16 protein-coding genes are annotated in these 12656 nt (G+C 61.8%); 10 read left to right on the top strand and 6 right to left on the bottom strand.

The features are described from left to right. Together VG543_RS04650 and VG543_RS04645 are read left to right on the top strand one after the other, a co-directional pair. Entirely contained in the window at positions 1 to 1062 is a 1062-nt protein-coding gene (locus tag VG543_RS04650) for an XdhC family protein (RefSeq protein WP_423177877.1), read from the top strand. Then, complete coding sequence (locus tag VG543_RS04645; protein WP_423177876.1) at positions 1038 to 1664, top strand: nucleotidyltransferase family protein; 627 nt, start codon at positions 1038 to 1040, stop codon at positions 1662 to 1664. Before VG543_RS04650 ends, VG543_RS04645 begins: the two co-directional genes overlap by 25 nt. A gap of 105 nt (positions 1665 to 1769) precedes the next feature. Here VG543_RS04645 and VG543_RS04640 read toward each other — a convergent pair whose 3' ends face one another. The 3 genes from VG543_RS04640 to VG543_RS04630 all read right to left on the bottom strand — a co-directional run bounded on the left by VG543_RS04640 (position 1770) and on the right by VG543_RS04630 (position 3812). Beyond that, on the bottom strand, positions 1770 to 2240 hold the full coding sequence (locus tag VG543_RS04640; RefSeq protein ID WP_423177874.1) for a hypothetical protein: 471 nt from the start codon (positions 2238 to 2240) through the stop codon (positions 1770 to 1772). Beyond that, entirely contained in the window at positions 2241 to 2597 is a 357-nt protein-coding gene (locus VG543_RS04635; RefSeq protein ID WP_053496619.1) for a hypothetical protein, read from the bottom strand. Between the two features lie 459 nt (positions 2598 to 3056). After that, positions 3057 to 3812: a tetratricopeptide repeat protein gene (locus tag VG543_RS04630; protein WP_423177872.1), complete on the bottom strand. Its 756-nt coding sequence runs from the start codon at positions 3810 to 3812 to the stop codon at positions 3057 to 3059. Between the two features lie 209 nt (positions 3813 to 4021). Between VG543_RS04630 and VG543_RS04625 the strand changes: the two genes are divergently transcribed. From VG543_RS04625 to VG543_RS04615, 3 genes are all read left to right on the top strand, one after another. After that, on the top strand, positions 4022 to 4693 hold the full coding sequence (locus tag VG543_RS04625; RefSeq protein ID WP_423177871.1) for a hypothetical protein: 672 nt from the start codon (positions 4022 to 4024) through the stop codon (positions 4691 to 4693). Between the two features lie 96 nt (positions 4694 to 4789). Continuing rightward, positions 4790 to 5086 carry a hypothetical protein gene (locus tag VG543_RS04620; RefSeq protein WP_423177870.1) on the top strand — a complete coding sequence of 99 codons (297 nt, stop codon included), beginning with the start codon at positions 4790 to 4792 and terminating at the stop codon, positions 5084 to 5086. Between the two features lie 118 nt (positions 5087 to 5204). Then, on the top strand, positions 5205 to 5654 hold the full coding sequence (locus VG543_RS04615; protein WP_111096972.1) for a BLUF domain-containing protein: 450 nt from the start codon (positions 5205 to 5207) through the stop codon (positions 5652 to 5654). A 23-nt stretch (positions 5655 to 5677) separates the two neighbouring features. On the opposite strand, the gene VG543_RS04610 is transcribed toward VG543_RS04615, so the two are convergent. Both VG543_RS04610 and VG543_RS04605 read right to left on the bottom strand, forming a co-directional pair. Next, the gene (locus VG543_RS04610; RefSeq protein ID WP_423177869.1) at positions 5678 to 6049 is read right to left on the bottom strand and encodes a response regulator; all 372 of its coding nucleotides are present in this window, start codon (positions 6047 to 6049) and stop codon (positions 5678 to 5680) included. Position 6050: 1 nt separating this feature from the next. Then, complete coding sequence (locus VG543_RS04605; protein WP_423177868.1) at positions 6051 to 7193, bottom strand: two-component system sensor histidine kinase NtrB; 1143 nt, start codon at positions 7191 to 7193, stop codon at positions 6051 to 6053. A 787-nt stretch (positions 7194 to 7980) separates the two neighbouring features. Between VG543_RS04605 and VG543_RS04600 the strand changes: the two genes are divergently transcribed. The 5 genes from VG543_RS04600 to VG543_RS04580 all read left to right on the top strand — a co-directional run bounded on the left by VG543_RS04600 (position 7981) and on the right by VG543_RS04580 (position 12035). Next, on the top strand, positions 7981 to 8898 hold the full coding sequence (locus VG543_RS04600) for an NAD(P)/FAD-dependent oxidoreductase (protein WP_423177867.1): 918 nt from the start codon (positions 7981 to 7983) through the stop codon (positions 8896 to 8898). A 96-nt stretch (positions 8899 to 8994) separates the two neighbouring features. Next, positions 8995 to 9504 (top strand): ferritin-like domain-containing protein, encoded by a 510-nt coding sequence (locus VG543_RS04595; protein WP_049417379.1) that lies wholly within the window; start codon positions 8995 to 8997, stop codon positions 9502 to 9504. 85 nt (positions 9505 to 9589) lie between these two features. Then, positions 9590 to 10537 (top strand): Ku protein, encoded by a 948-nt coding sequence (locus VG543_RS04590; protein WP_423177865.1) that lies wholly within the window; start codon positions 9590 to 9592, stop codon positions 10535 to 10537. 18 nt (positions 10538 to 10555) lie between these two features. Continuing rightward, positions 10556 to 10732, top strand: coding sequence for a DUF3606 domain-containing protein (locus VG543_RS04585; RefSeq protein ID WP_423177864.1), 177 nt, complete (start codon positions 10556 to 10558; stop codon positions 10730 to 10732). A 940-nt stretch (positions 10733 to 11672) separates the two neighbouring features. Continuing rightward, positions 11673 to 12035, top strand: coding sequence for a hypothetical protein (locus VG543_RS04580; protein WP_423177863.1), 363 nt, complete (start codon positions 11673 to 11675; stop codon positions 12033 to 12035). 37 nt (positions 12036 to 12072) lie between these two features. On the opposite strand, the gene VG543_RS04575 is transcribed toward VG543_RS04580, so the two are convergent. Further along, complete coding sequence (locus tag VG543_RS04575) at positions 12073 to 12354, bottom strand: hypothetical protein (RefSeq protein WP_423178101.1); 282 nt, start codon at positions 12352 to 12354, stop codon at positions 12073 to 12075. Positions 12355 to 12656: the final 302 nt, after the last annotated feature.

Genomic DNA, 12656 nt, shown 5'->3' with positions numbered 1-12656 from the left:
ATGGACCGACCCGCAGCCTCGCCCACTCTGGAGGCCTCCGCCGCAGGCGGAGGGGAGCCCGGCGATCTTGCCGAGGCCCTGTCCGCACCGCCGAGCTTCCTCGCCGAAGGCAGCCCGCGCGGCGTACTCGAGACGGCCTTGACGCGCATGCGCGCGGGGGAGCACGCCGTGCTCGCGCTGGTGCTGGAAACCGATGGCTCCACCTACGCCGGTGCCGGCGACATGGTGCTGTTCTGCAACGGCGGCCAGGTCGGCTGGCTCAGCGGCGGGTGCCTGGAGCCCGAGCTCGCGCGACGCGCGGAACAGGTGAGCGCGGCAGGGCGGGTCGACTGGATCGAGATCGACACCCGCAGTGACGACGACCTGTTGAGTGGGTCCGCGCTCGGGTGCCGCGGCCGGCTGCGGATTGCGCTCCTGCCATTGCGTGCCATGGCCGGCATCGACGCCGTCATCGAGGCGTGGTTGCGCGAGGGCGTGTCGCTCCAGCGCGACCTTCGCACGTCGGGCCAGGTCATTTTCCGTGCCGGCCATCACGAGCAGGCGTGGCAGCTGCATCCGCTGGAGGGTACGCAGCCCTTTGGCGAGGGCGAATGGCATTTGCCGTTGCCCCGGCTTCCGCGGGCCCTGGTGTTGGGCGGCGGTCCGGAAACGCCCTTCCTGGTTCCGTTGCTGCGGGGCCTGGGGTGGCGGGTCAGCGTGGCCGAACGGCGAGCGCGCTGGGCCTCAGCCGGGCAGTGCGCAGATGCGCATCTTCAGACCAGCCCGGCCGAGGCCCTTCATGGCGACCGGTGCGACGCGGCACTGGTGATTCATCACGATTTCGAACTGGACCGGGAGGCGCTGGTGGCCCTGGCTGATACCAAAGTCGCGTTCATTGGACTGCTGGGTCCGCGGCGAAGGCGCGAGGACCTGTTCAAGCTGCTGACACCGGATCAGCGCCACCGCCTTTCCCCGAGACTTCGATCACCGGTCGGCCTGGACATCGGCGGCCGAGGGCCAGAGGCGATTTCGCTCAGCATCGCCGCGCAACTGCAGCAATGGCGAAGCGCGCACGGCAGGTGACTGACGCGCATGCGGTCGTCGTGCTGGCTGCGGGCGGGAGCACCCGGCTCGGCCAGCCCAAGCAGCTTCTGACCCGGCAGGGCGAGACCCTGGTACATCGCGTAGTGCGGCTGGCGCTGGAGCTCGCACCAGCGCAGGTGCTGGTCGTGGTGGGCGCGAACGCACAGGCCGTGACATCCAGCATTGCCGGGCTGGAGGCCACTCCGGTAACCAACCTGCACTGGGAACGCGGCCTGGCAAGCAGCCTGCAGGTTGCCGGCGCACACCTGCTGCCCACCGTGACTGTGGTGATGATCGTGGCATGCGACCAGCCCGCAATCGAGCGCTCCCATCTGCAGGCGCTGCTTTCGGGTGCCAGCGTCTCGGCGTCAGGGTGCGCGGGTACCCGCCACGGAAATGTGCTTGGCATTCCCGCAGTAGTGCCGCGCGCATGGTTCAATCAAGTGGGTGCAAGCGGTGACCGCGGCTTCGGAGCGCGCTTGAGGCAGCTTCCCATCGATGCCGTGCATGCCCTTCAAGCACCGGAACTGGGCCTGGATATCGATACGCCAGAAGATCTTGCACGTGCGCGCGATGCGGGCTGGATCGATGCCGGGAGGTGACTCGCATGATCACTAGGCCAATGCCTGTCGCGCAGGTGACGAGCGGCAGGGCTGGAGCCCGAACCCTCGCAGGCCCGCAGCCCTGTAGAGTCGCGCCATGCTCGACTACGGCACGCCACATCGCGCCCCATAAGGCACATCACCAGCAAGAATCCGCAGCACCCGATCCAGCAGAACAGGCTCCGGCACACCAGCCAATACCTGCTCCAGGTAATCCAACGGCTCCAACTGCCATTGGAGGAGCGCCCGCAACCGCACAACGGCGGGCGCCCGCTGCTTCGCGTCCAGTGAGACCTGCAACAGCAGATGTTGCGGGCGCCTCTCCAGCCACAGCACGGGTATGCCTCGGCAATGAACCTGGAACTCGGCATCTCGATGCCGCTCGACGAACTGGAAGCCCTGTCGTGGCCGAGCCTCCACGAACTGCACGGCTTGGCGGCGCAGTTGTGAGAATCGATGGTCGTTGATGCTTTGGAACGCGACAGGCGAGTGCACCGGCGGTGCCAGCCACTGCGTCTGTGCCGCAACCACCACCACAAGACAGAGCGCGGTGGCCGCCCAGCGCCACCAGGCCACTCAGCCCTCCGGATGCAGTCGGGTACTGGCGTGTGCGGTAAGGCCGATTCCGGCCATGATCAGCCCCTCCATCACGCGCGGGCCGACGTACTGCTCCAGCTCGCCGTTCTCGCGGGCGCGCTGCGCGGCCAGCAGAATCTCCAGCACCACGCGAAGGCCGGCCAAGGAGCAGTCGGTATCCGCCAAGGCGATGCGCCGGCCCGGCATCTGGTGGCGTTCCGGCCAGGGCTGGCCATCGGAGGCGGCACCGGCGCCGATGCTGTGCAGCAGGGCGATGAGGGTGTTCGGGTCCAGCGCCGGGCCATTCGCAGGCGCGTCGTGGATCGGGTGCGGGGCAGGGGAGTGGGGCTGGGTCATGGTGGGGCTCCTTGCGTGCATGCAGAAGCCGCCACCGATAAAGGTGGCGGACGATGCGTGGCTCGAAATCCGGTACGCGACTAGGCCCGGTGGGCACGAGGCCCCCACGCACCGCCCGCCATAGCCGGCCGACGGATTGCCAGCCGGCACCACAAAGCGTGGTGCCGACTGGCAAGCGCAAACTACAGTCGCGTTACCGGGATTTCGAGCCCCGACCACCGATGTATTGGCGGCGCGAAAAGGAATACGCCCGGTTGCGTGCGATGCCAATGCAGTAGGGCTGATGACGTCACTACTTTCAACATTTTCAGAATCGTTGCATACGACGCAACCGAGCTGGAGCCTTGCGCTACAACGCTATCGGCGATGTCGGTGGTGCAAGCCTAGCGAGTGTCGGCATCTGCCTGGCGAAGCTGTGAGCGAGGCGAATGCGACAGGATTGCCAACGGCTGCTAGGCGTCAGTAGCCCTTCAACGCAACCTTGGTCCGCTCCAGCCATGTGGCATTGTGGCTCCGTGCGTGGCGCGACCAATGCTGGGCATCGTCGATGATGCTGGCGAACAGGATGCGGGCTTGCTCGCGATCGTCGGGTTGCGGCTGTGCCATCAGCCATTCGGCGTAGAGGCAGCGAGCGGCCGCATCGTTTCCGCATTCCACGGCGCGCTCGAATGCGGCGCGGGCACCGGGGGCTTGCGCGGTTGCCAATGCCTGCGCGTACAGCAAGGTCTGTTCCGGTTTGCGGCGCACGTCCGGGTGGCGTGCGAACAGGCCGTCCAGCGTCTCCACCGCAAGCGCAGCGTGCCCGGACTCGAGGCGGGCACGGGCAAGGCCGGTCAGGATGTAGGGATCGTCGCCCAGCGGCGAGCTGGCTGCCTGTTCAAGCAGGGTCCTGGCTTCCTCGGCCTGGCCGGCATCCAGCAGCGTCATGCCCAGGCGAACCCGGTTCTGCACGGTGGGCGTGCGGGCCAGTTCGGCGCGGGCATTGCGCAGGTCCTGGCCCGGGTCCATGAGCTGCTTGGCGGAACGGACAACCTGCCGGGCGCCGCGCGAATGGCGGACTTCCGGGAAGTAGATCGCCAGGAAGTAGACGACGCTGCCGAGCAGTGGGAACGAGAAGAGCAGGATGAGCCAATAGAGGCTCTGGCCCGAGCGGATGGCGTGCACCGCGAAGTAGATGGCTGCCAGTACGTGGAGTCCGATTCCGATATAGGGCATGTGTGCCGCCTCGTCCTTGTGAGGGGTGGAACTATAGTTGGGGAGGGGTGGGGCGCCAATGGGCGGGGTGGCCGGGCGTGACGCGTCACGTTAATGGGGTGGATCCTGCAGGACTGAGCGCTGCATGCCACTATGTGGCGGGGCTGCATCGATGGAAGGGGATACATGGAACGTACGCAGAAGACGCTAACGATGGCTGATGTTGCTGGATGGGGTTCGGCGCTCGTCACGTTCGGATTGATTCAAGGGCCTTCTATTTGAAGGCGTATTGGGGGCACTTCGGCCTGGATCCCTTTCAGTTTGTTGCGGTGAGTGAGCTTGCGCTGGCAGGGCTTGCGGGGATCGGCATGGTGTTGTTCTTCATACTGATTGCGCTGCTGCTTGGAGGGTGGGTCGAAGGGAAGGTGACGGCGAGTCCGTCCCAAGCCAACCTGCTGATGTGGCTGACCCTGGCTCTTTGTATTGTCGGAATGGGCGCTTTGATTTGGTGGTCCAATGGCTGGCCCGTTTTGATAGGTGTGGGGCTGACGGGTATATGTGCAATGGCAGTACGCCTGTCCCCAGTGTTGCCGGCCGCCGTGAAGGACTCGCCGTGGCTGGCCTATGCGCTCGTAATGATTGTCTATGTTCCGATCTCGTCAAACTGGCTTGGCTTCGAACGCGCCAAGGCGATTACTTCCGGCAGCAGCAAGTGCACGGTCAATGTGACTATTGATGAGAAGGTCCAGCGCAATCTGAGCCTGGTGGGGCGCTTGGGGGATAGCTATGTGCTTTGGGAGCCGGTCCAGAAGGCTGCAGTTCTTGTGCCAGTGGACAACGTGAGTAGGCTGGAGATTGCGCAAAAATTCGTTCTGCCTGCCAAATCAGTTCAGTCACGATAAGGGCTCGTTATCGCTGACAGCCGCAATGCGGCTGTTTGCCCCGATGATCGGCTCTCACTGGTCATTGCGGCGAGCCGGCTCGTTCGGCAACACGTGATGACATTCATCGAGCCGAGCATTGCTGACGGCTTGGCGCGCGCCGCAATGATTGCAAGTCAGAACTGTGCCGCCGGGTATCTTTCCCAGGGCATCCCCGCTGAGGTCGGTAATCCCGCCGCAGGCTGTGCAACGGATAGAGATTTGTCGCACATGGACGATGTTGCCGTGCTCATCCCGGACAGGGACCAGCGCAAGCACATAAAACTGACCGGTGTTGGGCATGTCCGTGGTTCGATAGCGTTGACGGCGCCATCGTTGCTGCATTTGCTGGCTTCAGAGCGTGACGTGGCGTAGCGACTGGCGCGCACATTCCTGAACACGTCAGGATCGGTATCTCACTTTGGAACAATCGAGAGAGCTACATCATTCATATTTGCTAACGTGCATCGACCATATGGAGAGGGAGCGCGCGATGCCCATTAGGGCGGTGGTGTATGTCAGCGAAGCTTCGAATGCTCTGATGGGAGACAAGCTAGGGTTGCGGGGGAGCAAGCTGGACGATCTGGTGGACGACGCAGCCCGCTTCAATCGAGACGCCGGCGTCAGCGGCATTCTTCTTTTTGACGGCGAGCGCTTCCTTCAATACTTGGAAGGGCCGTCAGACGGGCTAGATGTTGCATATTCGCGCGTCCTTGGAGCCTCTAGCCACCATCATGTCCTGGAGCTGCAGAGAAGCGCGGTCTCCGATCGCCGGCTTCCGTTCTGGCCGATGAAATGGCTCCCCGTAGAGCCAAGCGAGCTGACTTCAACCGCGCTCGGCGATTGGGCCGGATTCAAGAGGCGAGGCGACGGCGAGGCCATGAACGCGACAGCGATGGATCGGTTGCTCCTGTTGGTCTCCCGAGGCGCTGCGCTTGATTGAGGCTACGGCGTGGAGCACTCATCCTAGGTAGCCCGCCGGCAATCCACTTGCTCATGAATCGCCGTGGTGAGCTGACGAAATCGGTAGGGCTTGGGAAGAAAACGGACATTTTCGGGAAGCACCGGCAATTGAGAACGCTGAAGCCCTGACGAAATCACTACCTTCGCCAGCGGTTGGGTCAAAGCCGCTTCAACCGCAACATCCAGGCCGGTCGTAGAGCCTGGCATGCTGTAGTCCGTCACAACGATGGTGAACTTCCCCTCGCCGCGAAGGTGTGCAATTGCCTCAACTCCCGTGCTGGCGGTGGTGACATCGAAACCTTGGGCACTGAGGGCATCGGCAACCACTGCGCGGAGATCTTCTTCATCTTCTACGAAAAGAACATGGATAGGCATTTCAATGGACTCGAATAGGGAAAAGAAGACTAACCCGGGTTCCTTTCCCGACTTCGCTGATCAATTCGGTGTACCCCCCGGATTGGCTCGTGAAGCCAAATACTTGGCTTAGCCCCAACCCACTTCCTTTGCCGATTGACTTGGTAGTGAAGAACGGCTCGAAAACCCGTTCCTGCACTTCCTTGGGAATGCCCTCGCCATCGTCGCAGACCGTGATGCAGGCGTAATCTAACGGGCCATTCGTTGAGCTGGATGGGCTCTGTAGAGAGCGGACTGCTGCTGACACAGTGATTTGTCCACCTTGAGGCATGGCATCGCGGCTGTTGCATACCAAGTTTAGGATGGCGGCCTCCAGCTGGGCCTTATCAAGCTCAATCTCCACATCTTCGTCGGGCAATTGGATGGCCACGTCGACGTGGTCGCCAGCCGCGCGTTTAAGCATGCCCTCGAACTCATGCAGAAGCCTTCCCAGCCGGACCTTCTCCGGGACCAGGGTCTGCCCCTTGCCAAAGGTCAGCAGCTGACGCGTCAATAGTGTTCCCCGTTCGCCCGCACGCTGGGCGGTGTCAATGAGCGCCGCGGCTGCAGGGTTATCCACGTGGATACTGACCATGTCCAGACAATTGGCGATGATCGTGAGTAAGTTGTTGAAGTCGTGCGCCAGCCCCAGCGTGAATTTGCCAATCGCCTCCATCTTTTGCGCTTGAAACAGTTCGCGCTGCGCCTCAAGCAGTTGCTCTTGAGCCTGGTGGAGTTCGGTAATGTCACGGGTGATCTTGGCGAATCCGACGAGATCACCGTCGACCCAAATCGGATCGATGACCACACTAGCGCGGAACGGCGTTCCATCTTGGCGCAAGCGCCAGCCTTCGCAGACGTATCTTCCTTCTTCAGCGGCAACGCGCAAATTGCGTTGTGGAAACCCCGCTTCCGCCTCCTCTGGAAGATAGAACCTGGAGAAGTGGGACCCTACGACATCTGCTGCGGTATAGCCCTTGATCCGCTGCCCTCCGGTGTTCCACGTCCGGATGAAGCCCGCGGTGTCCAGCATATAAATCGCGTAGTCCGTGACCGAGTTCACCAGAAGGCTGAACTGCCTGGACTCATCGCTAAGAGCATCTGTAGAGCGTTGCTGGCTGATCATGGGTCATCCTCGTGGCGAGCCACCGGAGGCGACAGGTGGGGCAGTGTAGGAAGGGCCCACCGTTTGGGCGTTAGGAAACCTTCACATCCGCTGCGTTGGGCCGTCGAACCTCGCTAATGCAGACGATATGGCTTGATTAGCAAGGGTGGGCGATGGCGGGAGGGTCGCGAGCGATGGAGGTCATGGATCAAAGACTGATGACGCTGGGGTATCAAGATGGCGTAGCGCTGAAGAGCATTCAGGGTGAGGCACGCCGGATCAAGGACCAGCGAATGTGCTGCATGCGGGGTCAGGACTCGTGTCGACCGTATTGCCGTCCCCAGTATGCTTCGCTACTGCTTGGATCTAGGCATCCCGTGCGCATCACACAGTGCGTCCTAGCGTCGGGGTCTGCGCTGACCGCGATGTAGCTCAATGCCTCAGCGAGCATCCGAAGGAACTGCTCCTCGGAGTAGAGCGCTGCCCATTCCGGTAGCTTCTCCTCAAGCTGAGCGATCATCAAATCGATTTCGAGACGGGTACTCATGTGGGGTTGCCCTCCTGTATCCCACAATAAGAACCATCGCATTGCGTCCGGTGTCCAAGCGAAGGTCCGGGTTCCACGCCAGCTCTACTCTGCGCTCACGAGTTTTTTGCGAACCCAGTGGGAGGGACCCAGGTGGGGTGCGCGCGTCCTACGCCGTGAAAGCCCTTTTCGCTCCGTCGCCACTCGTTCTACACGAGCAGCCGACAGTGTAAGCGTCAGATAAGGGCACCCGGAACGACTCCTGCCCTCAGATGGATGCCCATGACAAACGACGCCGTTGCTCCCAATCCTGTAGACGCCGTCGTGATCGGTGGAAGCTACGCTGGGATGTCCGCAGCGCTTCAGTTGGCCCGTGCGTGCCGATCAGTGGTGATCATTGATCATGGGCGGCCAAGGAACCGCACCGCCAGCCGAGCCCATGGCTGCCTCGGTTGGGATGGCTGCGCACCGGCCGATCTTTTGACAACCGCTCGGCGGCAACTTCAGGCCTACAGCCACGTGAGCTGGATCTCCGCCGAGGCGGTGGGTGCGCAGGGCTCTGCCCGGACCGGGTTCAAAGTCACCTGTGCCTCTGGGAGAATAGTGTCCGCAAATCGACTGGTGCTTGCCCATGGGGTCGCGGACCAGCTCTCCGACGTCCCCGGCTTGGAAGAGCGGTGGGGCAAAAGCGTCCTTCATTGCCCCTACTGCCATGGCTACGAGGTCTGCGGAGGGTCGCTTGGGCTTCTGGTCGCCGCGGACGACGATGCGTTGGCGCATGCCAAGGCACTGCAGCAATGGGGGAAAATCATGATCTTCCACCGGGGGGATCGGACGGAGGAGGCATTGAACGCTCTGAAGAATCAGCTTAACGGCATTGACGCGGCCTTGGAGCGAACACCGTTGGTCGGCGTTTCTGAAGAAGCAACGGCGGACCTCGCCGACGGGCGCCGGCTAAAGCTACGGGCCCTCTTTTTACACCCCGAAACGAAACTATGCTCCCCGATCGCACACCAACTGGGGTGTGAAACCGAATCTGTTGGCTGCATTTCAACGGACTCGGCGAAGCAGACCACGGTGGAAGGGGTGTTCGCCTGCGGGGATGCAGCCCGGTTCGCAAGCAACATCGCCCTGGCCATCGGAGAAGGCGCGCTCGCTGGCGTGGCGGCGCATCGCTCGTTGTTGGGGCTGCTTGACTAAGCAAGCACGGGCGTTCGCCATGCCTTCACGGTGGCATCGCCTTGCTGCCATGGGCGCCTCGTTAGGGTGGAGGTCCATTCCCTGATGGAGATCACCATGGCAGAGCTCAAAGAGAACCTGTTGGATTGGCTGCGCGACGCACACGCGATGGAGCAGCAGGCGGAAACCATGCTCAAGGGCCAGGCGTCCCGCATCGAGCACTACCCGGTGCTGAAGGCTCGCATTGAAGAACACATCCAGGAGACCATCGGCCAGCGCGAACTGCTGGAAGGCTGCATCAAGCGGCTTGGCGGTTCCCCGTCGACCCTGAAGGATGTGATGGGCAAGATGGCCGCCTTCGGTCAGGCTGTCGGCGGCATGACTGCCTCTGATGAGATCGTCAAAGGCGCCATGGCCGGCTACGTCTTCGAGCACTTCGAAATCGCGTCCTACACGGCGCTTATCGCTGCTGCCAAGACCGCCGGTGATGCGGAAACCGTGAGGGTCTGTGAAGAGATTCTGGTTCAGGAAGAGGCCATGGCCGACTGGCTGGCGGCCCATCTGCCCGAGGTCACCGAAGAATTCATGGTCCGCGACGCCACCCCTGGCGTTGAAGCAAAGAAGTGAGCCACTGAGTCTCGTCGGCTGGGTTCACGCCCGGCCGACGGGGCCGGGCCTACAACGAAAGGCCCTTGGATAGGAGGCGGCTGGCATGCCCAGGCCCATCTGGAGCGGATCCCTGTCGTTCGGTCTGCTCAATGTCCCAGTTTCATTGATGTCCGGCGAGCGACGCATGGACCTCAGTTTCCGAATGTTGGACGCTCGCAACAAGAAGCCCATCCGATACGAGCGCGTCAATGCTGAGACCGGCGAAGAGGTGCCGTGGAAGGACATCGTCAAAGCCTTCGAATATGACAAGGGAAGCTACGTAGTCATAGAAAAGGAAGACATCGCTGCAGCCGCACCCGAGACTCACGAATCCATCGACGTAGAGGCGTTTGTCGACGCCAAGTGCATTGGCCTGCGGTTCTTCGAGAAGCCCTACATCCTGGTGCCCGGAAAGAAGGCGGAAAAAGGCTATGTGCTTCTGCGAGAGACCCTGAAGGAAACGGGCAAGGTCGGCATCGCCAGGGTAGTCATCCGCACCCGCGAATACATCTGTGCGGTGATGCCCGAGGACGATGCGCTGGTGATGATTCTGCTGCGCTATCCGCAGGAGCTGGTGTCGCCGGACGAATACAAGTTGCCTCAAGGCCAAGCATCCGACTACCGGGTGGCTCCCAAAGAACTGGAGATGGCCAAGCAGCTCATTGAGAGCATGACGTCGGAATGGCAACCGGACGGCTACCAGGACGAGTTCCGCGAGCGCCTGTCGGACATCATCAAAAAGCGGGTGAAGCAGGCCGGCGCCACGACCACCTTTGAGGAGCCCGAGCACCGCGAGGATTCGGCGACCAACGTGGTGGACTTCATGGCCTTGCTCCAGAAGAGCCTGGAAACCAACAAGCGCACCCCGGCAAAGGCAACCCCGGTGAAGCCCGCCTCCAAGCCGTCTGCCAAAGACAGCAAATCTGCGAAGAAGGCCGCTGCAAAAAGGGCCCCGGCAAAAAAAAAAGCGACGAAGAAGACTTCCGTCAAGAAGGCTCGAAAGAGCGCCTGATCAGACTAGGAGAATCTCATGAGCGACGACAAGAAGAACACTGGCAGCCCGGACCGCGACCGCATCAATGTCAACGAGGATTACGAGCTGCAGTATTGGACCGAAGCATTGGATGTGTCCGCAGACGAGCTCCGGGCCGCAGTCAAAGCTGTGGGCCCTACCTGCGCAGCGGTTCGCAAGCACCTGGGCAAGTAATGAGGTGCCGTCATGTCCTTGGTCGAATACCGCCGCAAGCGCCACTTTGATCAGACCAAGGAACCACGCGACCGATCTGGGTTGCCCGATGGATGGATCGGGCGTTCGCGCGCCAGCAGGCGCGCCAGAAGAACTAAACGCTCACGGGCAGGTTTCTCCCGGGATGTTCTCCCCAGCCGCCCGGAATGCGCCGGAACGCAACACCTCCTATGCAGCGGATCTCTTCCCGGCGCTGCTTGACCTCTCGTTCTGCCTGTTCTCGGCGTGCGCGGATCTCCGCCAACGCTGCTTTTCGGTCCGTGACTGGCTCGAGCTGGGGAGCCGGGTTGGCGCTGGCTGACTGAGCTGGCATAGGTTCGGCTTGGAAGCGCGCATTCCAAGCGTCGCCGGTCCGCAGATGCAGCCAGATTCCAGCACCGGCCATACCCAGTAGGATCACGGCCCACAGGCCGAGCCACGGAAATTCCCAGCGCGAGCGTGGGATGGGTTGCAGGTACTCCGGTCGTTCGCGTTCCATACGGCCCCCAAGGCGTCCTGCGCGCATTCTAGCCGGGGTGTAGGGGCAGCGCCCCTACGGCAGCGCCTCACACGCGCTGGCGAGGCCTCGGTCCTGGCACCGGCAGGCCAATGGATGACGGGATAGAATCGGACGAAATGGACCGCAAGAGGGGGGCGTAATGGACGACGTATCCATGATTTTTGGAGCAATGTGGGCAGGGCTGGAGGCCATCATCGGCAGCCCGTTGGTACAGACAATTGCAGGTGGCTTGATCGGTGCGGTCGCGGCTACAAAGGCCGTCGATCGCCAGATATCTGCTGACAGGGTCGCTGAAGCGAAATCGGACGAGGCAGCTATCGCTCGGCTGAAACTGGGTCTCCGCGTAGAAATGGAAGCGGTCCTGAAGATGGCGGAGCAATCACTAGGCCCTGAAATCGCCAAATGGAAGGCAGCGGGTGGGCGCGGGGGTTTGGGTCCGTTTTTCCCCTTCAAAGCGACTACTTCACTTTGTTTGCGAAGAATGCGGACCAGTTGGGCTTGGTTGATGAGCGCACGGCGACCCTCGTTATCCAGGGATACATTGACCTCAAGGGTTCGGTGGACAGTTTTCTCTGCAACAACCGTCTTCTTGAAGAATTCGAACAGGCTCGGCTTAAGCTTGGAGCGTCGACGGACAGTTCGTGGGTAGTCGAGCACATAGAGAGCATCGAAGATCAATTGCGCAGGTATGGTCCGCCGTTGATCCAGAATTACGATAAGGCGGTAGCGTCCGTAGGCGCCGCGCTGAAGAGCCTTAAGACTTGATGTCGGGGTGTAGGGGCAGCGCCCCTACGGAAGCGCCTCACACGCGCTGGCGAGGCCTCGGCCCCGATACAGGCAGGACTGCCGCTGGTGGCTCGGCGTCAGGGCCAGTCATCGCTACCGCCGACCGCTGTTTGCGACGACTCACCACGTCCCGCAGATTGACGACAGTGGAAGGATGATGGCGAATGCCGGCGCTGCAATTGCTCACATTTCTGGAACTGTCGATCGACGGCACCGAGCGTGCAGCTTCCATCATCCGACGCCATTCCTGCGCTTGGCAGGCGGTGAGCGACAGCCAGGCCAGATCTTCGGGAAGCAGCTCGCGGCCTTCGGGTGTGATCAGGCGATCACCGATGAAAGAAAAACCGGCCCAAGTGTCTGCCGCACCGAAAACGCCCGGCCTCTAACGCATTGATTTTAGAAGATATGGATGGGGTGGGCTTAGCCTCTTCCTGGCAGCTTCCGTCCACCAAAGATGCCCGATATTTCCGGAAGTCCACCAAACATGCCCGATATTCCCGGAAGTTCACCAAAGACGCCCGGCATTTCCAGAAGTACATAAATAACGCCCAACAGTTCCGGAAGCCCATAAAACACGCCCACGACTGCCGGGGGTTCATT

Source organism: Stenotrophomonas sp. CASM101 (assembly GCF_049384845.1).
Lineage (GTDB): Bacteria > Pseudomonadota > Gammaproteobacteria > Xanthomonadales > Xanthomonadaceae > Stenotrophomonas > Stenotrophomonas hibiscicola.
Note: the sequence above shows the minus strand (reverse complement) of the source record. Positions and strands in the feature narration are given on the sequence as shown.

What these genes read in the sequence shown, in the direction of transcription:
- VG543_RS04620 (WP_423177870.1), top strand. Translation starts at nt 4,790, where the DNA reads ATGACATTCATCGAGCCGAGCATTGCTGACGGCTTGGCGCGCGCCGCA.
- VG543_RS04585 (WP_423177864.1), top strand. Translation starts at nt 10,556, where the DNA reads ATGAGCGACGACAAGAAGAACACTGGCAGCCCGGACCGCGACCGCATC.
- VG543_RS04630 (WP_423177872.1), bottom strand. Translation starts at nt 3,812, where the DNA reads ATGCCCTATATCGGAATCGGACTCCACGTACTGGCAGCCATCTACTTC.
- VG543_RS04605 (WP_423177868.1), bottom strand. Translation starts at nt 7,193, where the DNA reads ATGATCAGCCAGCAACGCTCTACAGATGCTCTTAGCGATGAGTCCAGG.
- VG543_RS04610 (WP_423177869.1), bottom strand. Translation starts at nt 6,049, where the DNA reads ATGCCTATCCATGTTCTTTTCGTAGAAGATGAAGAAGATCTCCGCGCA.
- VG543_RS04645 (WP_423177876.1), top strand. Translation starts at nt 1,038, where the DNA reads ATGGCGAAGCGCGCACGGCAGGTGACTGACGCGCATGCGGTCGTCGTG.
- VG543_RS04580 (WP_423177863.1), top strand. Translation starts at nt 11,673, where the DNA reads ATGGAAGGCAGCGGGTGGGCGCGGGGGTTTGGGTCCGTTTTTCCCCTT.
- VG543_RS04590 (WP_423177865.1), top strand. Translation starts at nt 9,590, where the DNA reads ATGCCCAGGCCCATCTGGAGCGGATCCCTGTCGTTCGGTCTGCTCAAT.
- VG543_RS04625 (WP_423177871.1), top strand. Translation starts at nt 4,022, where the DNA reads ATGGGGTTCGGCGCTCGTCACGTTCGGATTGATTCAAGGGCCTTCTAT.
- VG543_RS04650 (WP_423177877.1), top strand. Translation starts at nt 1, where the DNA reads ATGGACCGACCCGCAGCCTCGCCCACTCTGGAGGCCTCCGCCGCAGGC.
- VG543_RS04595 (WP_049417379.1), top strand. Translation starts at nt 8,995, where the DNA reads ATGGCAGAGCTCAAAGAGAACCTGTTGGATTGGCTGCGCGACGCACAC.
- VG543_RS04600 (WP_423177867.1), top strand. Translation starts at nt 7,981, where the DNA reads ATGACAAACGACGCCGTTGCTCCCAATCCTGTAGACGCCGTCGTGATC.
- VG543_RS04635 (WP_053496619.1), bottom strand. Translation starts at nt 2,597, where the DNA reads ATGACCCAGCCCCACTCCCCTGCCCCGCACCCGATCCACGACGCGCCT.
- VG543_RS04615 (WP_111096972.1), top strand. Translation starts at nt 5,205, where the DNA reads ATGCCCATTAGGGCGGTGGTGTATGTCAGCGAAGCTTCGAATGCTCTG.